This window comes from Pseudarthrobacter sp. L1SW (assembly GCF_020809045.1).
In the GTDB taxonomy this organism is placed as follows: domain Bacteria; phylum Actinomycetota; class Actinomycetes; order Actinomycetales; family Micrococcaceae; genus Arthrobacter.
Genome location: NZ_CP078079.1, coordinates 1,929,199 through 1,952,946, shown reverse-complemented (window position 1 = coordinate 1,952,946; position 23,748 = coordinate 1,929,199). Strand labels below are relative to the sequence as shown.

Here is a 23,748-nt window from a genome sequence, read left to right as displayed (position 1 = left end):
GCCGGGTCCGATGCCGCCCTATCACCCGGCGCACGCCGGGTCGGAGTGGCGGGCGGGCTGGGCCAACTTGCGCGCGGCGGCCTGGCGGGCGGCAGCCTGCGCAGGGTCCAGGAACCGGATGCCGGTGGGCTCCACCAACAGCACCCTGGCCGTGGCAATGTCGTAGAACAGCCCCGTGGCCTGAACGCTGCCGGCAGCGAGTCCGGGGCCAACCGCCGGATGGCATTCCAGCTTCCGCAGCTGGACGGCAACGTTGACCATGGCCAACTGGTCCACCTCGCTGTAGCCCGCGGCCGCAGCTTCCAGCGCCACCGGATGGTCCGCCAGGTGCCGATAGCTGGGCCGGGCATGGTCCAGCCAGGCGTCGAAACCTGCGCCCAGTCCAGGGTTTCCGTGACCGCTGGCGTCCTCGACCAGTGCTTTCATGGCGCCACAGTTGGAGTGCCCGCAGATCACGATCGAGTCCACGTTCAGGCCCTTCACGGCGAAGGACAGGGCGGAATCGATTGATGCGTCCTGGCCCTCATGGCACACCACATTCCCGATGTTCCGCAGGGTCAGCAGGTCGCCCGGGCCGCTGCTGGTGATCAGGTTGGGGTTGACCCTGGAATCAACGCAAGCAATGAACAGGGTGTCCGGGTTCTGGCCCTCCGCCAGATCCTGGACCAGGGGCTGGACCTGGTCCGCGAAGCGGCGGTGGTACTTGCTGATCCCGTGGAGGAGCGGTTCCAGCGGTCCCGGGTGCACGCGGGCCGGCTCCCCGGCCCCTTCCTGGCCGGGCACTGCAGACTGCCACGACGTCCTGGGCGGGAGCGGAAGTTCGCGCGCATCCTGGCGCTTGGGCGTGCGGTCAGCTGCATCCTGGAAGAGCGTGTTGCCGTGTTCTTCAATGCGCACCGTTCCGCCGGCCGCCCGGTACTGCTTCTGCCAGGCGATCAGGGCTTCGCGGAAGGCGTGGTCAACGTAGTCCGCGTTCAGCTCCACCACAACGTGCTTCCCGCCCGGCACGGAATGCAGCACGCGGTTGAGCCGCGGCAGGGCGAAGAAGCTGCAGGACCCTGCCACAGTGACGCGCCAGGAGTCCGACGGCGAGACGGGTGTGTGTGCGTCGACTGCGGCCCGGAGCACGCGCCACAGCACGCTGGCAGCAGCCAGCGCGAGGCCGACCATGACGCCCTCGAGCAGGTTCAGGAAGACGACACAGAGGAGGGTCACGGAGTAGATCAAAAGGTCACCCGTGCGGAGGCTGGTCCTGATGTCCGCAATTTTGATGAGGCGGGCACCGATCACCACAAGGAGCCCCGCAAGGACGGCCAGCGGGATGAGCTGGATGACTCCGGCGAAGATGGCGGAGAAGGCGAGGACCCAGATGCCGTGCATGACTGCGGAGGCGCGGGTCACGGCGCCCGCCTCCACGTTGGTGGCACTGCGGACGATGACGCCGGTCACGGGCAGCCCGCCCAGCGACCCCGCAACAATGTTGGCCGCTCCCTGCCCCACGAGCTCCCGGTTCAGATTGGTGCGCGGGCCGCTGTGCATCTTGTCCACGGCGACAGCGGAAAGCAACGATTCAATGCTGGCGATCAGCGCCATGGAAATGACGGCGAAGGCAACGGCGCGCCAGTTTCCTTCAGGCAGCTGCGGCAGCGCCACGGCGTCGACAAGGGACCCCTCGAAGGAAATGCGCTCGACGCCGGGGGCGAAGGCGATGGAAAGGGCAGTGCCGGCAGCGACGGCGGCCAGCGGCCCGGGAATACGGCGCACCGCCGCCGGGAGGTGCTTCCAGCCGAGCAGGATCACGACGACGGCCAGTCCCAGCAAGGCTGCGTGCAGTTCCACACTGGTGATGGCTGCCGGCAGGGCCACGATGTTCTCGAGGGCCGAGCCCGCCGGCTGCCCACCAAGCATTACGTGGCTCTGCTGAAGGATGATCGTGACGCCGATGCCTGCCAGCATCGCCTTGACTACCACGGGTGAGACTGCCAGCGCGGCGCGCCCCACGCGGCTGATTCCCAGCAACAGCTGCACGACGCCGGCCGCCGCGGTGATCGCGCACGTCACCTGCCAGCCGAACTCCTGGACCAGCCCGGCCACCACGACGGTGAGGCCGGCCGCCGGTCCGCTGACCTGGAGCGGAGACCCGCCCAGGCTTCCCGCGACGATGCCGCCAACGGCGGCGGCAATAAGTCCCGCCATGATAGGAGCACCGGAGGCCGCGGCGATCCCGAGCGAAAGCGGGAGCGCCACGAGGAACACCACGAGTGATGCAGGGATATCGGCGCCCAGGTGGCCCAGGAACTGCAGGCGGCGGCGTTTCCTCCCGCCCCTTCCTGGCGCGGGCGGACTGTGGACTGCCGTCGGGATGGACGATGGATCGGGCGCCTGTGCCATGGATATTCCTTCACTCGCGGGCAGGATCGGTCCCACAGTACCCACGAGGTCATTTAAGATGACAGGAAAAGTGACTGACATGACAAAAATGTCATACGCCTGGGTTCGCCAAAACTGCCTATGGAGCTGGAACGAATCGAACCTGAGGGAGGCGGCGGACCACCCGGCAAAGCCGGGGGGAGGCGAGGATAGCCGCGGGCTGTATTCCCGCTCAGCCCGCCATGACGGCGGGCCCGATGAACGGGTCGACGGCCAGGGCGATGAAGAGCAGCGTGAGGTAGCTGATGGAGCCGTGGAAGACCTTCATGGCCCGTTTGTCGGAGATGTCCTCGCGCTGTGCCCGGCTGTGCAGGGCGTGGGACTCATAAAGGAACCAGGCTCCAGCCAGGACGGCGGTGGCAGTGTAGACCCAGCCGGCACCGCCCGCGGGAACCATCAGGAGCGAGCAGGCCACCATCGCCCAGGCGTAGAGGACAACCTGCACGGAAACCACCTTGGCACCGGCGATGGCGCCGAGCATGGGAACCTTGGCGTTGCGGTAGTCCTCGCCGTAGCGCATGGACAGCGGCCAGTAATGCGGCGGCGTCCACAGGAAGATCACCATAAAGAGGATGACGGCGGGCCACTCCACCGAGTTGGTGACGGCCGCCCAGGCAATGAGCACCGGGAAGCACCCCGCAGCGCCGCCCCACACAATATTCTGGGCGGTGCGCCGCTTCAGGATGATCGTGTAGATCACCACGTAGAAGAAAATCGCCCCCAGCCCAAGCCACGCGGACAGCGGGTTGGCGCCGAACCAGAGGATGGCAATGGCAGCAGCACCCAGGAGCCAGGAGAAGACCAACGCCTCACGGGGGCTGACTTCGCCGGTGACCAGGGGGCGGTTCTCCGTCCGGTGCATCAGCTTGTCGATGTCGCGGTCGATGTAGCAGTTGAACGAACCGGCACTGCCGGCAGCGAAGGCCCCGCCAACCAGCGTGGCAAGGATGAGCCCAAAGGACGGGAAGCCGCGTTCGGCATAGATCATGGTGGGCAGTGTGCTCACCAGGAGCAGTTCGATGACGCGGGGCTTGGTGAGGGCGAGATACGCCTTTGCCTTACGGGCGATCCCGGGGCGTGCGGCCCGGGATGCGTTCAGCGGCGTATCTGTTGTGCTCACGGTGGCAGTCACCCGTTCTGTTGGCAGTTCTGTCTGGCTGTCCAGCTAGTCATGCGGCCCCGCCCCAACCGGGCGCCCGCGGAAGAGTGATCCACGCAACAGCCGGGAGTGCGGGCGGCTGGATTGATTCCCCCGACCCGGCGCTGGCCTCCGAATATCATACCGCGCCGGCCCCCTGCCAACGGCCCGCCATTTGGTGCTGGTGATTGCTCGCGCACAGATTCGAGCAGATTAACTCAACCTCACTTCAGAGGCATTCACATAAGCGGAAATTGCGTCCACAACGTGAGATTTACGCCGCCCAAAGGGTGGAATGGAGCTAAGCTGTCACAAGATCAGCACGCAGCAAGGAAGCAGTGGAAAACGCATTCCCGGACTGGCCAGTGGCTGAGTGAAAAGATCAACGTTTCGATGGTGAACGGCTGGTACACACCGAGCGGGCGCCACACAGCGTGCCTTTGTACGGATCCCGTGTGCCGCCTGCCATCAGCACAGAGAGGGGCCCGGTTTTCGTGCCACATTTGGAAGAGCAAGAACTGTCCTGGACCAGCCTGGACCAGCGTGCGGTGGACACCATCCGCGTGCTGGCCGCGGATGCGGTGGAGAAGGTGGGCAACGGCCACCCCGGAACGGCCATGAGCCTGGCGCCGGCCGCGTACCTTCTTTTCCAGAAGCTGATGCGCCACGATCCCCGCAACCCTGACTGGCTGGGGCGCGACCGCTTCGTCCTGTCCCCCGGCCACACTTCGCTCACTCTCTACATCCAGCTGTTCCTTTCCGGCTACGGCCTGGAACTGAAGGACCTCGAGGCACTGCGCACCTGGGGCTCACTCACCCCCGGCCACCCCGAGTACAAGCACACCGCCGGCGTCGAGATCACCACCGGCCCGCTGGGCCAGGGCCTGGCGTCCTCCGTTGGGTTCGCCTACTCCCAGCGCCGCCAGCGCGGCCTGTTCGACGCCGACGCCGCACCGGGCACCAGCCCGTTCGACCACACCATCTGGGTTATCGCGTCCGACGGCGACCTCCAGGAAGGCGTCACGGCAGAGGCTTCCTCGCTGGCCGGCCACCAGGAGCTCGGCAACCTTGTTGTTGTCTACGACGAGAACCACATCTCGATCGAGGACGACACCGATATCGCCTTCACCGAGGATGTCCTGAAGCGCTACGAGGCCTACGGCTGGCATGTCCAGCGCGTGGACTGGACCAAGACCGGCGAGTACAAGGAGGACGTGCAGGAGCTCTACTCCGCACTCCTCGCCGCCAAGGCCGAGACGTCCAAGCCCTCCATCGTCTCCCTCCGCACCATCATCGGCTACCCCGCCCCCAAGAAGCAGAACACCGGCAAGATCCACGGTTCCGCACTCGGTGCGGAGGAAGTCGCAGCGCTGAAGGAGGTCCTGGGCTTCGATCCCGCCAAGTCCTTCGACGTGGACCAGGACGTCCTCGCCCACGCCCGCGCCGTCGTCGACCGCGGTGCCGCTGCCCGCAAGGAGTGGGAAGAGTCCTTCAACGCCTGGCAGGCCGCCAACCCCGAGGGCGCGGCACTTCTGCAGCGCATCGAGGCCAAGGAACTTCCCGAGGACCTGGACTCGGCCCTCCCGGTGTTCCCCGCCGGCAAGGACGTCTCCACCCGCGCCGCCTCCGGCAAGGTCCTGAACGCCCTGGGCCCGGTCCTGCCGGAACTGTGGGGCGGTTCGGCCGACCTCGCGGAGTCGAACAACACCACCATCGAGGGCTCGCCGTCGTTCGTTCCCGCCTCCAAGCAGACTGACGCCTGGTCCGGCAACCCGTACGGCCGCGTCCTGCACTTCGGCATCCGCGAGCACGCCGCAGCGTCGATCGTGAACGGCATCAGCCTGCACGGCCGCACCCGGGCATTCTCCGGCACGTTCCTGATCTTCAGCGACTACCAGCGCCCGGCCATCCGCCTCGGCGCGCTGATGGGCGTCCCCTCCCTGTACGTCTGGACGCACGACTCCATCGGACTGGGCGAAGACGGCCCCACGCACCAGCCGGTGGAACAGCTCGCCTCGCTGCGCGCCATCGTGGGCCTGGACGTGGTCCGCCCCGGCGACGCCAATGAAGTTGCCGTGGCCTGGAAGACCATGCTGGAGAACCACAGCAACCCGGCCGGCATCGTGCTGACCCGCCAGAACATCCCCACCTGGGAGCGCGGCGAAGGCGAGGCCGACGGCGATACCTTCGGTTCCGTCGCGGGCGTCGCCAAGGGCGGGTACGTCCTTGCCGAGGCCGCCAAGGACGGCGCCACCGTCCCGGCCGACGTCATCCTCATCGCCACCGGTTCGGAGGTCCAGCTGGCCGTGCAGGCCCGCGAAGCCCTGCAGGCCGAAGGCATCGCCGCGCGCGTCGTGTCCATGCCCTGTGTTGAATGGTTCAACAAGCAGGACGCCGCCTACCGCGAATCCGTCCTGCCCGCCGCCGTCAAGGCACGCGTGTCCGTTGAGGCAGGACTGGCCCTTGGCTGGAAGGAATTCGTCGGCGACGCCGGCCGTTCCATCAGCCTTGAGCACTACGGCGCTTCCGCAGACTACAAGCGCCTCTTCCAGGAGTTCGGCATCACCGCAGCAGCAGTTGCCGCGGCCGCCAAGGACTCCCTCGCCAGCCTCCAGGCATAACCCCAATTTTCGAGGAGATACACACCATGACTACTCCCACCCAGCAGCTCTCCGACGCCGGCGTCTCCATCTGGCTCGATGACCTTTCCCGTGGACGCCTGGAAACCGGCACCCTGGCCAAGCTCATCGAAGAGAAGAACGTGGTTGGCGTAACCACCAACCCGTCGATCTTCCACGCCGCGATCACCTCCGGCACGGACTACGACGCCACCATCGCAAAGCAGGCGGCGGCCGGTGCCAGCGTCGAAGACACCATCTTCGAAATCACCACCACCGACGTCGCGGACGCCTGCGACCTGTTCGCACCGGTCGCCGCGGCCACCAAGGGCGTGGACGGCCGGGTGTCCATCGAAGTTGACCCGCGCCTGGCCTGGGACACCGCAGGCACCATCGCAGAAGCAAAGCACCTGTACAAGCGCGTTAACAAGGACAACGTCCTCATCAAGATCCCGGCCACGCTCGAGGGCCTTGAAGCGATCACCGCCACCCTGGCCGAAGGCATCAGCGTCAACGTGACCCTGATCTTCTCCCTGGAGCGCTACCGCGCAGTCATCAACGCCTTCCAGTCCGGACTGGAGCAGGCCAAGGAAAACGGCCACGACCTCTCCAAGATCCACTCGGTGGCTTCCTTCTTCGTCTCCCGCGTGGACTCTGAGATCGACAAGCGCCTCGACGCCCTGGGCACGGACGAAGCCAAGGCGCTCAAGGGCAAGGCCGGCCTGGCCAACGCCCGCCTGGCCTACCAGGTCTACGAGGAACTCTTCGCCACCGAGCGCTGGGCCCTGCTGGCCGAGGCAGGCGCACTCCCCCAGCGCCCCCTGTGGGCTTCCACCGGCGTCAAGGATCCGGCATACCCGGACACCCTCTACGTCACTGAACTCGTAGCCCCGGGCGTCGTCAACACCATGCCCGAGAAGACCCTGGACGCCACCTTCGACCACGGTGTGGTCACCGGCGACACCGTCACCGGCACCTACGCCGAAGCCAACGCCACGCTCGATGCCCTCGAAAAGCTCGGCATCTCCTACAACGACGTTGTCGCCATCCTCGAGTCCGAAGGCCTGGACAAGTTCGTGGCCAGCTGGAAGGAACTGCTCGGCGACGTCGAGGGCGCCCTCGCCTCTGCACGGAAGGCCTCCTAACCCACCATGAGCACACTCAGCTACGAAGCCACAGGTGCCGCACAGCAGGCACTCGAACAGCACCTTCCCGTCTTGGTCGAGGACCGGATCGCCACGCGGATCTTCGCGAAGGACCACACCCTGTGGGGCCCCGACGCCGAAGCAGAGTCGGCAATCCGCCTCGGTTGGGTTGAGGCGGCCACCGTCTCGCAGCCGCTGGTCAAGGACATCCTGGAACTCCGCGACGCCCTCCGGGCCGAGGGTGTTACCCGCATCGTGCTGTGCGGCATGGGCGGATCCTCGCTGGCTCCCGAGGTCATCGCCGGTACCGCCGGCGTCGAGCTGACTGTGCTGGACAGCACGGACCCCGACCAGGTCCGTGCTGCCCTGGCGGACCGGCTGGCGGAAACCGCCATTGTGGTTTCCTCGAAGTCCGGCTCCACCGTTGAGACCGACTCCCAGCGCAGGGTCTTCGAAAAGGCGTTCAACGACGCCGGCGTCGACGCCGCCAGCCGGATCATCATCGTCACGGACCCGGGGTCGCCGCTGGACAAGGCATCGCGCGACGCCGGGTACCGGGCCGTCTTCAACGCCGACCCCAACGTCGGCGGCCGCTTCTCCGCGCTGACCGCCTTCGGGCTGGTGCCTTCCGGCCTGGCCGGCGTTGACATCCAGGCATTCCTGGACGAGGCCGAGGACGCCGCGGAAATCCTGAACGAGGACGCACCGGAGAACATCGGGCTGGCGCTGGGCACCGCGCTCGGCGGGACCAGCCCGCTGCGCAACAAGATTGTCATCGCCGAGGACGGCTCCGGGATTGTGGGCTTCGCGGACTGGGCCGAGCAGCTCATCGCCGAATCCACCGGCAAGCTCGGCACCGGCGTCCTGCCGGTGGTCGCCGGCCCCAACTCACCCGAGGTGACCTCCGGCGCCGACGACGTCCTGGTGGTCCGGCTGGTAGCCGCCGATGCCGACGTCGAACTTCGGGAAAATGAAGTGGCCATCGCCGGTGGACTTGCCACCCAGATGATGGTGTGGGAGTTCGCCACTGCCGTGGCGGGCCGCCTGCTGGGCATCAACCCGTTCGACCAGCCTGACGTCGAGGCGGCCAAGGTAGCAGCGCGCGGCCTGCTGGACGCACAGCCTGAGCCCACGCCCGCAGCCTTCGTTGACGGATCCATCGAGGTCCGCGGCGGTGAATGGCTTGGCAGCGCCGCGACAGCTGAAGAGGCAGTCCGCGCACTGCTGGATACCCTCCAGCCGGACAGCTACCTTAGCGTCCAGGCCTACTTCGACCGCCTGGCGTTCGCGCAGCTCGAAGGCGTCCGCGACGAACTCGCAGCCGTCACCGGCCGGCCCGTAACCTTCGGCTGGGGACCGCGCTTCCTGCACTCCACCGGGCAGTTCCACAAGGGCGGACCGGCCATCGGCGTGTTCCTCCAGGTCACCGCTGCTTCGGCGGAAGACGTCGCCATCCCGGAGCGTCCCTTCACGTTCGGCGCCCTCATCGCTGCCCAGGCGGCGGGCGACGCCCAGGTCCTGGAAGGGCACGGCCGGCCCGTGCTCCGCCTGCACCTGACCAACCGCGCGGCCGGTGTGGCACAGTTGCAGGACATCATTGCTGCGCTGTCCGCCAGGTCAGCCTCCGTTACCGAAAGCTAAGGCACAGAAGCACTATGCCAGAAACTGAATACGGCAAGCCGGCCGGAACCCGTCCCGGCCAGCGCCGGAATCCGCTGCGGGATCCGCGTGACCGCCGCCTGAACCGGATCGCAGGCCCGTCCTCGCTGGTGCTCTTCGGAGTCACCGGCGACCTTGCCCGCAAGAAGCTGATGCCGGCTGTGTACGACTTGGCCAACCGTGGTCTGTTGCCGCCGAGCTTCGCGCTGGTGGGATTTGGGCGGCGGCCCTGGAGTGATGAGGATTTTGCCGCCGAGGTGAAGTCCTCGGTGCAGGCTTATGCACGGACGCCTTTTGATGAGGCTGTGTGGAACCAGTTGTCCGAGGGCGTCCGTTTTGTCCAGGGCGAGTTCGACGACGACGGGGCGTTTGAGCGGCTCGGCGAAACGATCAAGGAACTGGACGATGTCCGCGGCACCCGCGGGAACCATGCCTTTTATTTGTCGATCCCGCCCAAGGCGTTCGAGCAGGTCTGCCGGCAGCTGTCCAAACACGGCCTGGCACAGGCCGAGGGTGAGAAGTGGCGGCGCGTGGTGATCGAGAAGCCGTTCGGGCACGACCTCGAGTCCGCCCGGAAGCTGAACGACATCGTGGAGTCGGTATTCCCGCAGGACGCGGTATTCCGGATCGACCACTACCTGGGCAAGGAAACAGTCCAGAACATCCTTGCGTTGCGGTTCGCGAACCAGCTGTTTGAGCCGCTGTGGAACGCAAACTACGTGGACCATGTCCAGATCACCATGGCTGAGGACATCGGGACCGGCGGCCGGGCAGGGTATTACGACGGCGTGGGCGCGGCCCGCGACGTGATCCAGAACCACCTGCTCCAGCTGCTGGCGTTGACGGCAATGGAAGAGCCCATCTCCTTCAACGCCGACCACCTGCGCGCGGAAAAGGAAAAGGTCCTCGCCGCCGTCAAGCTCCCCGATGACCTGTCCACACACTCCGCGCGGGGCCAGTTCACTGGTGGCTGGCAGGGCGGGGAGCAGGTCCAGGGCTACCTGGAGGAGGAAGGCATCCCTGCCGATTCCACCACTGAAACCTTCGCCGCGATCCGCGTGGACATCCACACCCGCCGCTGGTCCGGGGTGCCGTTCTACCTTCGCGCCGGCAAGCGGTTGGGCCGCCGCGTCACCGAGATCGCGGTGGTGTTCAAGCGCGCACCCAACCTGCTGTTCCGCGACCATGCCGAGGACGACTTTGGCCAGAACGCCGTGGTGATCCGGGTCCAACCGGACGAGGGTGTGACCATCCGGTTCGGTTCGAAGGTTCCTGGCACGCAGATGGAAGTCCGCGACGTGACCATGGACTTCGGATATGGGCACTCGTTCACCGAGTCCTCCCCGGAGGCGTATGAGCGGCTGATCCTGGACGTGCTCCTGGGCGAACCGCCACTGTTCCCGAGGCATGAGGAAGTGGAGCTGTCCTGGAAGATCCTCGACCCGTTCGAGGAGTACTGGGCCACCACGAACGAACAGCCGGAGCCCTACGCCCCTGGATCCTGGGGCCCGGCCTCCGCCGATGAGCTGCTGGCCCGCGACGGACGAACCTGGAGAAGGCCATGATTGTAGACCTGCCGGACACCACCACCTCGAACGTGTCCAAGAAGCTGATGGCCCTGCGCGAACAGGGCGGCGTGATCGCACTGGGCCGGGTGCTCACCCTGGTGGTGGTCACCAAGTCCGGGCTCGAGGAAGAAGCAATCGAGGCGGCAAACGACGCCAGCCGTGAGCACCCCTGCCGGATCATCGTCCTGGCCGACGCCGGCGCCACGGCGCCGGACCGCCTGGACGCACAGATCCGGGTGGGCGGTGATGCCGGAGCATCCGAGGTGATCGTGCTGCGCGGCTATGGCCAGCTCGCCCACGAAAGCGAATCCCTGGTGGCCGCCCTGCTGCTGCCGGACGCACCGATCGTGGCCTGGTGGCCGCACGGCGCACCGGAAAACGCCTGCGAAACGTCCATCGGGAAAATCGCACACCGACGGATCACTGATTCGGCCAACGAACCGGACCCCCAGGCCGCGCTGGAGAAAATCCATAAGACCTACCGCGCCGGCGACACCGACCTCGCCTGGACCCGCCTCACCAACTGGCGGATCCAACTCGCCGCAGCCTTGGATGAAGTGGACCCCTCACCGGTCACCGCCGTCGCCGTCGAAGGAGCCTCGGACTCACCCTCCACCATCCTCCTGGCCGCCTGGCTCACCCTCACGCTGGAGGCTCCGGTCACCATCGTGGCAGACCCTGCCGGGACTGGCATCCGGCGTGTCCGGCTCTCCCGCCCCGGCGGCGACGTCCAGCTCTTCCGGCCGGGGCTGTCCGTAGCCGAGCTGACCCAGCCGGGCCAGCCCGCGCAGCGCATCTCGCTTCCACGCCGCAGCCTCCGCGACTGCCTGGCGGAGGAGCTGCGCCGCCTGGACCCGGACGAAGTGTTTGGTGAAGTGATTACTATTGGACTGCCACGTACCAATCTAAGGAGCGTCCGACCCAGTGAGCGTTGACCCAAGAGTAAGCATTCATCCTGATTCGTCCGTCCTGATGGCTGCCATCGCGGCCCGCCTGATCACCAAGCTTGTTGATGTGCAGGATAAGTACGGCGAGGCCACCGTGGTGCTGACCGGGGGAACCGTGGGCATCGGCACGCTGAAGGCTGTTGCTGATTCCCCGGCGGCCCCGGCCGTCGATTGGTCGAAGGTGAACTTCTGGTGGGGCGACGAGCGCTTCCTTCCGGCCGGGGACCCGGAACGGAACACGAAGCAGGCGTCGGACGCCCTGCTGGCGCGCATCCCCGTGGACCCGGAGCGGATCCACGAGCCGGGATCCTCGGATGAGTTCGGCAGTCCGGAAGAAGCCGCCGAGGATTACGCCCGGCGGTTCCGGGAAGCGGCCGCAGCCGAACACGCAGCGGACATGTCCGATGACCGGCCAGAGGAACCTTCCGCGCTCCCCCGCCTCGATGTCGTCCTGCTGGGTGTTGGTCCTGATGCGCACGTCGCGTCGCTGTTCCCGGAGCAGGCAGGTATCCGCGAGAAGGAACGCACCGTGGTGGGTGTCAGGAATTCGCCAAAGCCGCCTCCGCTTCGGATTTCCCTGACGCTGCCGGCGATCAACACTGCTTCCGAGGTGTGGATGGTGGTGGCAGGTGAGGACAAGGCCGGCGCCGTGGGGCTGGCGCTTGCCGGCGCCAACCCCGTCCAGGTCCCGGCCGCAGGACCGCGGGGCACGTCCCGGACATTGTGGCTTATCGACGAGAACGCGGCCTCACGGGTCCCCCAGCAGCTGGTCCGGAAGGACGCCGCGGGCGCGTAGTTTTTCCAGCGCTCCGGCCAGGACATCTTCAGCATCCTGGTCGGAGCGCCGCTCTTTAACGTACTCAAGATGGCTTTTGTAGCCGTCGTCCACGGCGTCGGCTGCTGCTGCCTGCCCGTCCCGGGATGCCGGGCCGCCACACTTCCGGCAATCCCAGACCAGCGGGATCTGGTCCTCGGGCAGCTTGAGGAACACGGGTGTGGTTTCGTGGCCCTTTGCGCACCAGTATGAGACCCGGATGCGCGGCAGCGGCTTCCCATGGTCCTCTGACTCGAAGCTGAAACCCGTTCCTTCCGTGACGCCCGCGCGGGTGCCCCGGAAGCCTGACGACGGATGAATCATCGGGACTCCTGCCTGTTTAAACAGAACTGTGGCTGTCGGGAACCGACAGCCACAGTTTAGTTGGCAGACCTGTGCCGCGGCAGTTTCCGCCACGACACTTTTTGCGAATCAGGAGGTCAGGAGTCTCCGCCGCCGCTGAACCGCATGATCAGTCCCAGCGCGATGATGACGATGCCCCAGGTTACGCCGAGGACCACTGTGAACCTGTTCAGGTTGCGTTCGGCCACGCCCGACGAGCTGAGGCCTGAGCTCATGCCGCCGCCGAACATGTCCGACATCCCGCCGCCCCGGCCCTTGTGAAGGAGGATGAGCAGCGTCAGCAAGAGGCTGGTAATGCCCAGGAGAATCTGCAGAATGACATGAAGAACGTCCACGACGGCCTTTCAGGAAGTTGGGATTGCGCGAGTTGAGCGGACGGACTAGTCCGTCACCAAGTGACTCTCGAACCTGACAATATTAGCAAACTCGGCCGGATCCAAGCTGGCCCCGCCCACCAGCAGGCCGTCCACGTCGCGTTCCTTGAGGATTGCGGCGGCATTGTTGGCCTTGACTGAGCCGCCGTAAAGCAGCCGCGTCCTGGCAGCAACGTCGGCGCCGAACAGCGACTCCAGCTCGGCACGGATGGCGGCGCACATCTCCTGTGCGTCCTCAGGTCCGGCTACTTCACCGGTGCCGATTGCCCAGACGGGCTCGTAGGCGACAACCAGCTCTGCGGCCTGCTCGCCGGAAAGCCCCTCCACACCGGCACGAAGCTGCTCCAGCGTGTGGCTCACGTGGGTACCTGCCTGGCGGATCTCCAGGCCCTCTCCGACGCAAAGCACCGGGGTGATGCCGTGCTTGAAGGCCGCCTTGACCTTTGCGTTGAGGACCTCGTCCGATTCATTATGGATGGTCCGGCGTTCGCTGTGGCCCACCAGGACGTACTTGCAGCCCAGCTTGTTCAGGAACTGGCCCGAGATGTCACCGGTGTAGGCGCCGGAATCGAACTGGGAGAGGTCCTGCCCGCCGTAGGCAATGTCCAGGTCGTCGCCCTGGACCAGGGTCTGGACACCGCGGAGATCGGTGAACGGGGGGAAGACCGCAACTTCGACCCGGCTGTAGTCGTGCTTCGCGTCCGAGAGGGTCCAGGCGAGCTTCTGCAGGAGGGTGATGCCCTGCACGTGGTCCATGTTCATTTTCCAGTTGCCCGCGATGAAGGGCTTGCGGTCGAATGCGCCGTTCGTTGACGTTGTCACGTATTCTCCAAAAAAAGTTCTTGATATGTGTTCGGCCGGCAGGCTGCCGCGGGGCAACCTGCCGGCCGGAGGGACAAATGGGTCAGATGCTGCTGCCGGAAGGCTTTAGCGGTCGAGGACGCTGAGCCCCGGGAGCTCCTTGCCTTCGAGGTATTCCAGGCTGGCGCCGCCGCCGGTGGAGATATGGCCGAACTGGTCGTCGGCGAACCCTAGCGTGCGTACCGCAGCAGCCGAATCCCCGCCGCCCACCACCGTGAATGCGCCGGTTTCGGTCAGGGCCTGGGCGATGGCACGGGTTCCGGCGGAGAACGCTTCAAACTCGAAGACCCCCATCGGCCCGTTCCAGAACACGGTCTTCGCACCCTTGATCCGGTCAGCGAAAGCAGCTGCCGACTCGGGCCCGATATCCAGGCCGATGCCCTGTGTCCCGAAGCTGCTGCCCTCGATGTTGTCCGCAGGGACAGTCTCGTGTGCGGCGTCGGCAGCGAACTTCTCCGCCACCACGACGTCGGTGGGGACCACGAACTCGGTTCCGGCACCGGCCGCTCGCTTGAGGTAGTCCTGGACCACCGGGATCTGGTCTTCCTCCAACAGGCTGGAGGCAACCTTGTGCCCGGCCGCGGCGAGGAAGGTGAACAGCATGCCGCCGCCCACCAGGATGGTGTCCGCCTTGCCCAGCAGGTTGTCAATGACTGCCAGTTTGTCGGAGACCTTGGAACCGCCAAGCACCACAACATACGGGCGCTGGGTGTCGGCCGTCAGCTTGCGGAGGACCTCCACCTCGGTGTGCACGAGGTCGCCGAGGTAGGACGGAAGCCGGGTGGCGACGTCGTACACGCTAGCGTGCTTGCGGTGCACTGCTCCGAAGGCGTCGTCCACGTAGGCGCCGTTACCGCCCGTCAGGGCGACCAGCTCGTCAGCGAAGGCGCCGCGCTCGGCGTCGTCCTTGCTGGTCTCGCGGGCATCGAAGCGGACGTTTTCCAGGACCAGCACCTCGCCGTCCTGGAGGGCGGCTGCAGCCTCCTTCGCGGAGCCGCCTACCGTGTCAGCGGCCAGGGAGACATTGAAGTCCGCGAGTTCGGCCAGGCGGGCCACTGCGGGCTTCAGGGAGTACTTTTCCTCCGGGGCGCCCTTGGGGCGTCCGAGGTGGGCTGTTACCAGCACGCGGGCACCGGCGTCCGTGAGCTTTGACAGCACTGGAAGTGAGGCCTTGATGCGGCCGTCGTCAGTGACTGTAGAGCCGTCGAGCGGCACATTCAGGTCACTACGAACCAGAATGTACCGCCCGCGGACACCTTCAGCGAGAAGTTCGTTGAGGGTGTGAAGTGTCATGTGTCTAACCCTAGCCCAGCTTGGCTGCGACAAGCTCCGTAAGGTCAACGAGGCGGTTTGAGTAGCCCCATTCGTTGTCATACCAGGAAACAACCTTGACCTGGTTGCCGATCACCTTGGTGAGGCCGGCGTCGAAGATGGACGAGGCAGGGTCACCGACGATGTCGGAGGAGACGATGGGCTCCTCGGTGTAGGTCAGGAAGCCCTGCAGTTCCTCGGACTCGGAAGCGCGCTTGAGGGCAGCGTTGACTTCCTCCACCGTGGTTTCGCGGGAGACCGTGACCGTGAGGTCAGTGGCGGAGCCGGTGGGCACGGGAACGCGGATGGCGTAGCCGTCCAGCTTGCCCTTGAGCTCGGGCAGGACCAGGCCGATGGCCTTGGCGGCACCGGTGGACGTCGGGACCATGTTGATCGCTGCGGCACGGGCGCGGCGCAGGTCCTTGTGCGGGCCGTCCTGCAGGTTCTGGTCCGCGGTGTAGGCGTGGACGGTGGTCATGAGGCCGCGCTCAATGCCGAACTCATCGTTGACCACCTTGGCCAGCGGGCCCAGGCAGTTGGTGGTGCAGGACGCGTTGGAAATGATGTGGTGCGAGGCGTTGTCATACAGGTTGTGGTTCACGCCCATCACGATGGTGATGTCCTCGTCCGAGGCCGGAGCGGAGATCAGGACCTTCTTGGCGCCTGCATCGATGTGCTTCTGCGCATCGGCGGCCTTGGTGAAGAAGCCCGTGGACTCGATGACGATGTCAACGCCCAGCTCGCCCCAGGGAAGGTTGGCGGGATCACGCTCTGCCAGGACCTTGATGACGTTGCCGTTGACGACGATGTTGCCGTCCTTGACCTCGATGGTTTCCTTCAGGCGGCCGCCGACGGAGTCGTACTTGAAGAGGTGCGCGAGTGCCTCGGGGCTGGTGAGGTCGTTGACTGCAACGATCTCCAGGTCTGCGCCCTGCGCAAGTGCTGCGCGGAAGTAGTTGCGGCCAATACGGCCAAAGCCGTTAATACCAATACGGGTCGTCACTTTTTCAGTCTCCTTGGTGCTTTCAGAAGCACAACTAGTTGAGCGGGCTATCAAGCCAACTAACAGATCCCGCACGCCATTGGGCAGAGATGATTTACATACGGAGGGCGACCAGCCTCATTGCTGAAGGCTAACCGCCTTCCGTGACCTATCTTACGTTTAACTGGGTCCGCCCCCGCAAGTGCGGGGGCGGACCGTCCACATCCCGGCCGTTATAAGTCCAAAATGTGAAGTTTGTTACACCGCGGTGCAGCCGTTCGCACTACGGGAGTGTGATGAGTGCCGTGGCGTTGGTGCGGGCAGCCTCGAAGCGCTTGGCGACGTCGGCCCAGTTCACGATGTTCCAGAACGCCTTGACGTAGTCGGCCTTCACGTTGACGTAGTCCAGGTAGAAGGCGTGCTCCCACATGTCCAGCATGAGCAGCGGGGTGGTGCCCAGCGCCGTGTTGCCCTGCTGGTCGTACAGCTGCTCGATAACCAGGTTGCCGCCGATGGGCTCGTAGGCCAGGAAGCCCCAGCCGGAACCCTGCAGGCCGAGTGCTGCTGCGGAGAACTGTGCGCGGAAGGCATCGAAGGAGCCGAAGGCGTCATCGATGGCCGCAGCGAGTTCGCCCTCGGGCTTGTCGCCGCCGTCCGGGGAGAGGTTGTTCCAGAAGACGGAGTGGTTAATGTGGCCGCCGGTGTGGAACGCGAGGTCCTTGGAGAGCCGGTTGATGTTGGCGAAGTCGCCCTTCTCCCGTGCTTCGGCCAGCTGGGCCAGGGCATTGTTGGCGCCGGCAACGTAGGCTGCGTGGTGCTTGCTGTGGTGCAGCTCCATGATCCGCGCGGAAATGTGCGGCTCCAGGGCGGCGTAGTCGTAGCTGAGTTCGGGCAATACGTACTCGGTCACAAAATCCTCCAATATCGTGGACATCCGGTCCGGTTGGTAACTCTCGGATTGTGCATCCGGGCGGCTGGCGCCCGGAATCATTTTGATTCTATGGGGCTGTCACTCGTCCAGCATTTCAGGCGTCACATTGGCGTCCGTCCCCGGGATGCCCAGGTCCAGCGCACGTTTGTCCGCCATGGCCAGCAGCCGGCGGATCCTTCCGGCGATCGCGTCCTTCGTCATGACCGGGTCCGCCAGGCGCCCCAGCTCATCCAGGCTGGCCTGCTTGTGTGCCACCCGGAGTTCGCCAGCGTACTTCAGGTGGTCCGGCACGTCGTCGCCAAGGATTTCAAGGGCCCTGTCAACGCGTGCCCCTGCCGCCACTGCGGCTTGGGCAGAGCGCCGGAGGTTGGCGTCGTCGAAGTTCGCCAGCCGGTTGGCGGTGGCGCGGACCTCCTTGCGCATCCGCCGTTCCTCCCAGACCATCAGGGCGTCATGGGCACCCATCCGGGTCAGCAGCGCCGCAATGGTGTCGCCGTCGCGGATGACCACGCGGTCCACCCCGCGGACTTCGCGGGCCTTGGCCTGGATGTCCAGCCTGCGCGCCGCGCCCACGAGGGCCAGTGCCGATTCCGGGCCTGGGCACGTAACCTCCAGCGACGACGAGCGTCCGGGCTCGGTCAGCGAACCGTGCGCCAGGAAGGCGCCGCGCCACACCGCTTCGGCGTCGGCGGCTGAGCCGTTGACGACGGCGGACGGCAGCCCGCGCACGGGACGGCCCCGGCCATCAAGGAGGCCTGTCTGGCGGGCAAGCGCCTCGCCGTCGCGCACTACCCGGACCACGTAGCGGCTGGCGCGCCGCAGCCCCCCGGCGGAAACGACGATGATCTCGCTTTGGTGGCCGTACACTTCCGCGATTGCTGCCCGAAGGCGCCGCGCGGTGGACGCGAGGTCCACCTCCGCCTCGATAACGATCCGGCCGGAGATGATGTGCAGCCCGCCTGCGAAGCGGAGCATGGCGGAGACTTCGGCCTTGCGTACTGATGACTTCTTGATGTCCAGACGGGACAGTTCTTCTTTGACCGATGCTGTCAGTGCCATGGCACCTTCCTAACTGTTCCCAAACACGTCGTGGTACGCCGTCGCCAGACGCAGGGGGTCATGGACGGGACGGCGGCCCGACGCCCCTACTTTACCCAAGACCACCTCGGCGCCGATCATCCCGGCGGCTTTCTCGAACTCCTGCCGGTCAGGGACGGATGCGGGATCAGCCAGGACAACGTCCACGCTGAACCCTGGGGCATAACGCCGCAGCACGTGAAGGTGGTCCGCGGCGGTCATACCGGAGGTTTCCTTGGTGTCCGTGGCCAGGTTCATGGTGAGGCAGCGCTTGGCGGGCGTCTGGCACAGTGCCTCCCGCATCTCGGGGAGGAGGAGGTGGGGCAGCACGGAGGTGTACCAGGAGCCTGGCCCAAGGATCACCCAGTCCGCGAGCTCGATGGCGGTAAGTGCTTCAACGCAGGCGGGGGCGGCCTCGGGGAGGAGCCGCACCTGTTCCAGGGAACCCGCCACCGCGCAGCGCGCCTGGCCGCGGATGGTCTGCAGGGCGGACCCGCCGTCGGGGGCGGTGACCCGGACGTCCCCTTCGATGGTGAGCGGCACGGTGGACATGGGGAGGACCTGGCCCCGCGCCCCCAGGAGCGCGCCGGCCCACTTGAGCCCGGCCACGGCGTCGCCCAGCAGCTCCCACAGGGTCACGATCAGCAGGTTGCCCATGGCATGTTCGTCCAGGGAGCCGCCCGGGCCCTTGCCGGGGCGGAACCTGTGCTGCATGACGTCGCGCCAGGTGCGTCCCCAGTCGGTGTCGTCACACAGGGCGGCCAGCGCCATGCGCAGATCGCCCGGCGGAAGGACGCCGTACTCCTCGCGCAGGCGCCCCGACGAGCCGCCGTCGTCCGCCACTGTCACCACCGCCGTCAGGTCGGAGGTGAGCAGGCGCAGGGCGGACAGCGACGCCGAGAGGCCGTGTCCGCCGCCCAGGGCAACTACCTTGGGGCCTTTGGCCTGCTGCCCGCCCGCTGCTCCGGCGGGCGGAACCAACGGCAGGGCCCCGGTGAAAAGCGACATTACTCCCGGCCCAGATCCCGGTGGGTGGTGGTCACCGTGACTCTGGGGAACTGTGCCAGTTTCTTGGAAAGCTCGACGGCCACGGCCACGGAGCGGTGCTTCCCCCCCGTGCAGCCCACGGCGATGGTGGCGTAGTGCTTGTTCTCGCGGCGGTAACCGTCCAGGACGGGCTCCAGGGCCATGACGTAGCGGTCGACGAAGTTCTTGACCCCTTCCGCCTCGAGGACGTAGTCGCTGACGTCCTTGTCCAGCCCGGTGTGCGGGCGCAGCTGGGGCACCCAGTGCGGGTTGGGGATGAACCGGACGTCCGCCACGTAGTTGGCGTCCACGGGCAGGCCGTACTTGAAGCCGAAACTCATGACGTTCAAGCGCAGGGCCACCGGCCCCGTTTCGCTGAACAGTTCGGTGATGGCGGTGGCGAGGCCGTGGACGTTGTAGCCGGACGTGTCCAGGACGACGTCGGAGCTGTCGCGCAGTTCCTGGAGCAGTTCCCGTTCGGCAGCGATGCCGTCGAGGATGCGCCCGCCGCCCTGCAGGGGGTGCGGCCGGCGCCCCTGTTCGAACCGCCGGACCAGGACGTTGTCGCTGGCGTCGAGGAAAAGCACCCGGAAAGCCACTCCGCTGGAAGCCAACGCTCCCAGTGCGGCGCGGATGTCCGCGAACAGGCCCTTGCTGCGGACGTCGATGACCACCGCCAGCCGGGGAATGGACTGCGGGGCATGGGACACAAGGTCGGCCAAGGTCCCGAGCATCTGCGGCGGAAGGTTTTCCACGACATACCAGCCGTGGTCCTCAAGCGCGTCGGCGGCTGTGCTCCGCCCGGCTCCGGACATTCCGGTGACCACCAGCAGCTCCGCTTCGAGGGGCTTGACGGGCTGCAGCCCGTCCTGCCCGGCCCCGGATTCCGCCGTCGTCTCTGCCATTAAGTCCGCCCCGTTCCTGTTGTTGTCCAGCAGGCTGCCGCGTTGGCGGAAACCCCGTTCATTACCCTAGCCAAGTTTCAGGGGACTCCGCTAAGTTTCAATGATTTCGCCCGTGGTCATGTTGATGGCGGGGACCGCTGCAGCTTCCGGTCCGTCCGGGGCGAAGTGGTTCACGATGGCACCGGCAAGGGCAGGACCAATGCCCTTCGCCTGGGACAGCTCCGCCGCCGAGGCGGCCTTGACGCCCTTCACGGAGCCAAAGTGGGCCAGCAGGGCTTTCCGCTTGGAGGCACCCAGCCCCGGCACACCGTCCAGGGCGGAGACGGTCATGGCCTTGCCGCGCTTTTGCCGGTGGAAGGAAATGGCGAACCGGTGGGCTTCGTCACGGATCCGCTGAAGCAGGTACAGCCCCTGGGACGTCCTGGGAAGGATGACCGGGAAGTCGCTGTCCGGAAGCCACACTTCCTCGAGCCGCTTGGCCAGGCCCACCACGTAAACGTCGTCGATGCCCAGGTCCGCGAGGGCACGGGCGGCGGCGTTGACCTGGGGCTTGCCGCCGTCCACCACCACAAGGTTGGGCGGGTAGGCGAACTTGGCCCGCGGTGCCGGGGTGGTGGTATCCAGCTGTGAACTGTCCAGCACTTCTTGTTCCAGCCCGCGCCCTGCTCCGGACGCCTGTCCGGACACCTCAGCTACGCCCGCCAGGGCAGCCTCGCCCACCTGCGCGGACTTGTCCTGCAGGTAGTGGCGGAACCGGCGGGTCAGGACGTCATGCATGGCGGCGGTGTCGTCCGCCGCTGCGGGTCCGGTCACGGAGAACTTCCGGTAATCCGATTTTTTGGGCAGCCCGTCCTCAACCACCACCATGGACGCCACCACGTTGGTTCCCTGGACGTGCGAGACGTCGAAGCACTCGATCCGCAGCAGGGGCACCGGCAGGTCCAGCGCCTCCTGGAGTTCCTGCAGTGCCTGCGACCGGACGGTCAGGTCCCCCGCGCGCCGGGTCTTGTGCAGCTTCAGGGCGTGCTCGGCGTTCTCGCGCACCGTGGACATCAGCGCGGCCTTGTCGCCGCGCTGCGGGACCCGGATGTCAACCTTTGCCCCGCGCAGCCCGCCCAGCCACTGAGCCAGTTCTTCGGCATTGCTGGGCGCGACGGGCACCAGGACCTCCCGCGGCAGCCTGCCGTGGCTGTCGCCGTCCTCGCCGTAGACCTGCTGCAGGAGGTGCTCCACGAGGTCGGGAGTCGTGGAGTCCTCCACCTTTTCCACTACCCAGCCACGCTGGCCGCGGATGCGGCCGCCCCGGACGTGGAACACCTGGACGGCGGCTTCCAGCTCGTCCTCGTGCAGGGCGAAGACATCGGCGTCGGTGTCCTCGGCGAGGACCACGGCGTTGCGTTCAAAGACTTTCCGCAGGGCGGTGATGTCGTCCCGGACCCGGGCGGCGCGCTCGTAGTCAAGCTCGGCTACGGCTTCCGCCATCTGCTTTTCCAGCTTCGCGATGAAGCGCTTGGCCTCGCCGCCCATAAAGGCGCAGAAATCGTCCGCCAGTGCCCGGTGGTCTTCGGGGGAGATCCTTCCCACGCACGGGGCGGAGCATTTGTCGATATAGCCCAGGAGGCAGGGGCGGCCGCTGGCCTCGGCGCGCTTGAACACTCCGGCGCTGCAGCTGCGGACCGGGAAAACGCGGAGCAGGGTGTCCATGGTCTCCCGGATGGCGCCTGCGGTATAGGGGCCGAAGTAGCGGGTGCCTTTCCGCTTGTCGCCGCGCATCACCTGGACGCGCGGGTACTTCTCGCCCACTGTCACGGCCAGGTAGGGGTAGGTCTTGTCGTCACGGAACACCACGTTGAACCGCGGTTTGAATTCCTTGATCCAGGTGTACTCCAGCTGCAGCGACTCGAGCTCGCTGCCCACCACCGTCCATTCGACGCTGCTGGCGGCGTGGACCATGGCGTAGGTCTTGGGCAGCAGGCCCGCCGGGTTGGCAAAGTAGGAGTTCAGCCGGGAACGGAGGCTCTTCGCCTTGCCTACATAGATGACGCGGCCGTGCGCGTCACGGAACCGGTACACCCCGGGGTTGGTGGGAATCTCTCCCGTCCTGGGCCTGTAACTTGCTGGATTTGCCACCTATCCAGTCTACTGAGGCGCGCCGGGTGCCATTGCCACCCTGCCGCAACTGCAGCTGCCCAACCCTGGATGGAGCGGACGTTATTCAGTGGCCTTGCTCTGGTTGTAGCTGGTGGAGCGTTCCTGGCCGCTGAGCTCGGCAATGGCGTCCATAATGCGGTCCGTGACCTGCCGGCGCGCCGGCAGGGAGTGGTCCGGGCCCGTCTTGTCGAAGTACAGCGGCTCCCCCACCTTCATGGTGAAGTGCTGGGGCTTGACGCCCTTCTCACCGGCGCGCTGCAGGTTTTCGGTGCCAATAAGCCCCACCGGGATCACGGGTGCGCCTGTTGTCAGCGCCAGCCATCCCACGCCGGTGCGTCCCCGGTAGAGGATGCCGTCCCGGGAGCGGGTGCCTTCCGGATAGATGCCGATGCCTTTGCCGGATTCCAGGATGTCCAAGAGTGTCTTGAGCGCCTGGACACTGGCGGCCTGCTCGCCCCGCTCCACCGGAATGGACCCCACGGACTCGAAAAAGGCCTTCATGACCTTGCCCTTGACGCCCCCTGTCGTGAAGTATTCGGCCTTCGCGAAGAACGCGACGGGGCGGGGCATCAGCGCCTGGACGATCACGCTGTCGAAAAATGACAGATGGTTAGGGGCCACAATGAACGGCCCGTCCGCCGGAACGTTTTCAAGGCCGACGACGGTGGGCCGGCAGGTGCCCGAGATCAGGCTGCGCGTGGTCCAGCGGACAGCATCAAACATTGCCATCGTTGGTCACCTCGCCCAGGGCCGCGGAGTGGATGGCCTGCATCCGCCCAAGTAGCTCAACCAGGCCCTCTGCGGTTTCCACGACGGCCACCGCACCGGCCTCTTCCAGTTCACCGTCGGGGGCGAATCCCCAGGCCACTCCGATGCAGTCCAGGCCGTTGGCGATGGCACCGGAAACATCCTGTGCCCGGTCCCCCACCATCACGGCATGCTGGGTGTTCAAGTCCTTCAGTGCAGCTGCGATGATGGCCGTCTTGCCAAGCGGAACCCCCCGCACAGCGCTTTCGTCATCCGCGGAACCGTGGATGCCGTGGAACAGGCCATCGATGCCGTGGTGTGCCAGCACCGTGCGGGCCAGGCCCTGCGGTTTCTGGGTGGCAACGGCCACGGGAAGCCCGGTTTCCGCGAAGGACTCCAGGATTTCGCGGACGCCAGGGTAGATGCGGCTTTGTGCGATCCCCGTGGCCACGTAGTACTCGCGGTACAGGCGGATGACCTCGTCCAGCAGGTCCGCCGGAACGTTGGCCACGTTCAGCAGCGAATCACTGAGCTTCGGACCGATCATCGCGTGGAGGAGGTCCTGGCCGGGAACGGGAAGCCCCAGGGCGTTCAGGGCGAAGGAGATTCCGTCTGTTATTCCACCGGCCGGATCGACAAGAGTGCCGTCCAGGTCAAAGATCACGGGCACTGTTGTTTGAGTCACCGGGTTAGTTTCTCAC

Annotated in this window: 20 protein-coding genes; 6 read left to right on the top strand and 14 right to left on the bottom strand. The window is 66.2% G+C overall.

Annotated features, from left to right (window positions below; translation table 11 throughout):
* Window positions 1-21 precede the first annotated feature (21 nt).
* Entirely contained in the window at window positions 22-2,391 is a 2,370-nt protein-coding gene (locus tag KTR40_RS08925) for a bifunctional SulP family inorganic anion transporter/carbonic anhydrase (protein WP_228405923.1), read from the bottom strand.
* 211 nt (window positions 2,392-2,602) lie between these two features.
* On the bottom strand, window positions 2,603-3,562 hold the full coding sequence (locus tag KTR40_RS08920) for a heme o synthase (RefSeq protein ID WP_228405922.1): 960 nt from the start codon (window positions 3,560-3,562) through the stop codon (window positions 2,603-2,605).
* Window positions 3,563-4,071: 509 nt separating this feature from the next.
* Here KTR40_RS08920 and tkt point away from each other — a divergent pair.
* Genes tkt through pgl form a run of 6 tightly spaced genes read left to right on the top strand, consistent with a single transcriptional unit; the run spans window position 4,072 to window position 12,301 of the window.
* A complete protein-coding gene (tkt, locus tag KTR40_RS08915) occupies window positions 4,072-6,189 on the top strand; it encodes a transketolase (RefSeq protein ID WP_139029132.1) in 2,118 nt (705 codons plus the stop codon).
* A gap of 26 nt (window positions 6,190-6,215) precedes the next feature.
* Window positions 6,216-7,331 carry a transaldolase gene (gene tal / locus KTR40_RS08910; RefSeq protein WP_139029116.1) on the top strand — a complete coding sequence of 372 codons (1,116 nt, stop codon included), beginning with the start codon at window positions 6,216-6,218 and terminating at the stop codon, window positions 7,329-7,331.
* A gap of 6 nt (window positions 7,332-7,337) precedes the next feature.
* On the top strand, window positions 7,338-8,972 hold the full coding sequence (locus KTR40_RS08905; protein ID WP_228405920.1) for a glucose-6-phosphate isomerase: 1,635 nt from the start codon (window positions 7,338-7,340) through the stop codon (window positions 8,970-8,972).
* 14 nt (window positions 8,973-8,986) lie between these two features.
* Window positions 8,987-10,555: a glucose-6-phosphate dehydrogenase gene (zwf, locus tag KTR40_RS08900; RefSeq protein WP_139029114.1), complete on the top strand. Its 1,569-nt coding sequence runs from the start codon at window positions 8,987-8,989 to the stop codon at window positions 10,553-10,555.
* The gene (locus KTR40_RS08895) at window positions 10,552-11,493 is read left to right on the top strand and encodes a glucose-6-phosphate dehydrogenase assembly protein OpcA (protein WP_228405919.1); all 942 of its coding nucleotides are present in this window, start codon (window positions 10,552-10,554) and stop codon (window positions 11,491-11,493) included. Before zwf ends, KTR40_RS08895 begins: the two co-directional genes overlap by 4 nt.
* 37 nt (window positions 11,494-11,530) lie before the next feature.
* A complete protein-coding gene (gene pgl, locus KTR40_RS08890; RefSeq protein WP_255708889.1) occupies window positions 11,531-12,301 on the top strand; it encodes a 6-phosphogluconolactonase in 771 nt (256 codons plus the stop codon).
* Here pgl and KTR40_RS08885 read toward each other — a convergent pair.
* The 12 genes from KTR40_RS08885 to KTR40_RS08830 all read right to left on the bottom strand — a co-directional run bounded on the left by KTR40_RS08885 (window position 12,254) and on the right by KTR40_RS08830 (window position 23,732).
* A complete protein-coding gene (locus KTR40_RS08885) occupies window positions 12,254-12,643 on the bottom strand; it encodes an RNA polymerase-binding protein RbpA (RefSeq protein WP_228405917.1) in 390 nt (129 codons plus the stop codon). The two genes, pgl and KTR40_RS08885, sit on opposite strands and share 48 nt — an antisense overlap.
* 116 nt (window positions 12,644-12,759) lie before the next feature.
* Window positions 12,760-13,017: a preprotein translocase subunit SecG gene (gene secG, locus KTR40_RS08880; protein ID WP_104997906.1), complete on the bottom strand. Its 258-nt coding sequence runs from the start codon at window positions 13,015-13,017 to the stop codon at window positions 12,760-12,762.
* A 45-nt stretch (window positions 13,018-13,062) separates the two neighbouring features.
* Window positions 13,063-13,878: a triose-phosphate isomerase gene (gene tpiA, locus KTR40_RS08875; protein ID WP_139029110.1), complete on the bottom strand. Its 816-nt coding sequence runs from the start codon at window positions 13,876-13,878 to the stop codon at window positions 13,063-13,065.
* A gap of 105 nt (window positions 13,879-13,983) precedes the next feature.
* Entirely contained in the window at window positions 13,984-15,210 is a 1,227-nt protein-coding gene (gene pgk / locus KTR40_RS08870; RefSeq protein WP_139029109.1) for a phosphoglycerate kinase, read from the bottom strand.
* Between the two features lie 10 nt (window positions 15,211-15,220).
* The gene (gene gap / locus KTR40_RS08865; protein ID WP_139029108.1) at window positions 15,221-16,231 is read right to left on the bottom strand and encodes a type I glyceraldehyde-3-phosphate dehydrogenase; all 1,011 of its coding nucleotides are present in this window, start codon (window positions 16,229-16,231) and stop codon (window positions 15,221-15,223) included.
* Window positions 16,232-16,493: 262 nt separating this feature from the next.
* A complete protein-coding gene (locus tag KTR40_RS08860) occupies window positions 16,494-17,120 on the bottom strand; it encodes a superoxide dismutase (protein ID WP_228405916.1) in 627 nt (208 codons plus the stop codon).
* 99 nt (window positions 17,121-17,219) lie between these two features.
* Window positions 17,220-18,200 carry a DNA-binding protein WhiA gene (whiA, locus tag KTR40_RS08855; RefSeq protein WP_015937022.1) on the bottom strand — a complete coding sequence of 327 codons (981 nt, stop codon included), beginning with the start codon at window positions 18,198-18,200 and terminating at the stop codon, window positions 17,220-17,222.
* A 9-nt stretch (window positions 18,201-18,209) separates the two neighbouring features.
* Window positions 18,210-19,226 (bottom strand): uridine diphosphate-N-acetylglucosamine-binding protein YvcK, encoded by a 1,017-nt coding sequence (yvcK, locus tag KTR40_RS08850; RefSeq protein ID WP_228405915.1) that lies wholly within the window; start codon window positions 19,224-19,226, stop codon window positions 18,210-18,212.
* On the bottom strand, window positions 19,226-20,149 hold the full coding sequence (rapZ, locus tag KTR40_RS08845; RefSeq protein ID WP_139029106.1) for an RNase adapter RapZ: 924 nt from the start codon (window positions 20,147-20,149) through the stop codon (window positions 19,226-19,228). Before rapZ ends, yvcK begins: the two co-directional genes overlap by 1 nt.
* A gap of 90 nt (window positions 20,150-20,239) precedes the next feature.
* Window positions 20,240-22,279, bottom strand: a complete 2,040-nt coding sequence (gene uvrC, locus KTR40_RS08840) for an excinuclease ABC subunit UvrC (protein ID WP_139029105.1) — start codon at window positions 22,277-22,279, stop codon at window positions 20,240-20,242.
* Between the two features lie 81 nt (window positions 22,280-22,360).
* Window positions 22,361-23,029 carry a 1-acyl-sn-glycerol-3-phosphate acyltransferase gene (locus KTR40_RS08835; protein ID WP_139029104.1) on the bottom strand — a complete coding sequence of 223 codons (669 nt, stop codon included), beginning with the start codon at window positions 23,027-23,029 and terminating at the stop codon, window positions 22,361-22,363.
* Window positions 23,016-23,732 carry an HAD hydrolase-like protein gene (locus tag KTR40_RS08830; protein ID WP_228405914.1) on the bottom strand — a complete coding sequence of 239 codons (717 nt, stop codon included), beginning with the start codon at window positions 23,730-23,732 and terminating at the stop codon, window positions 23,016-23,018. The genes KTR40_RS08835 and KTR40_RS08830 overlap by 14 nt, the downstream gene beginning before the upstream one ends.
* Between the last annotated feature and the right edge of the window lie 16 nt (window positions 23,733-23,748).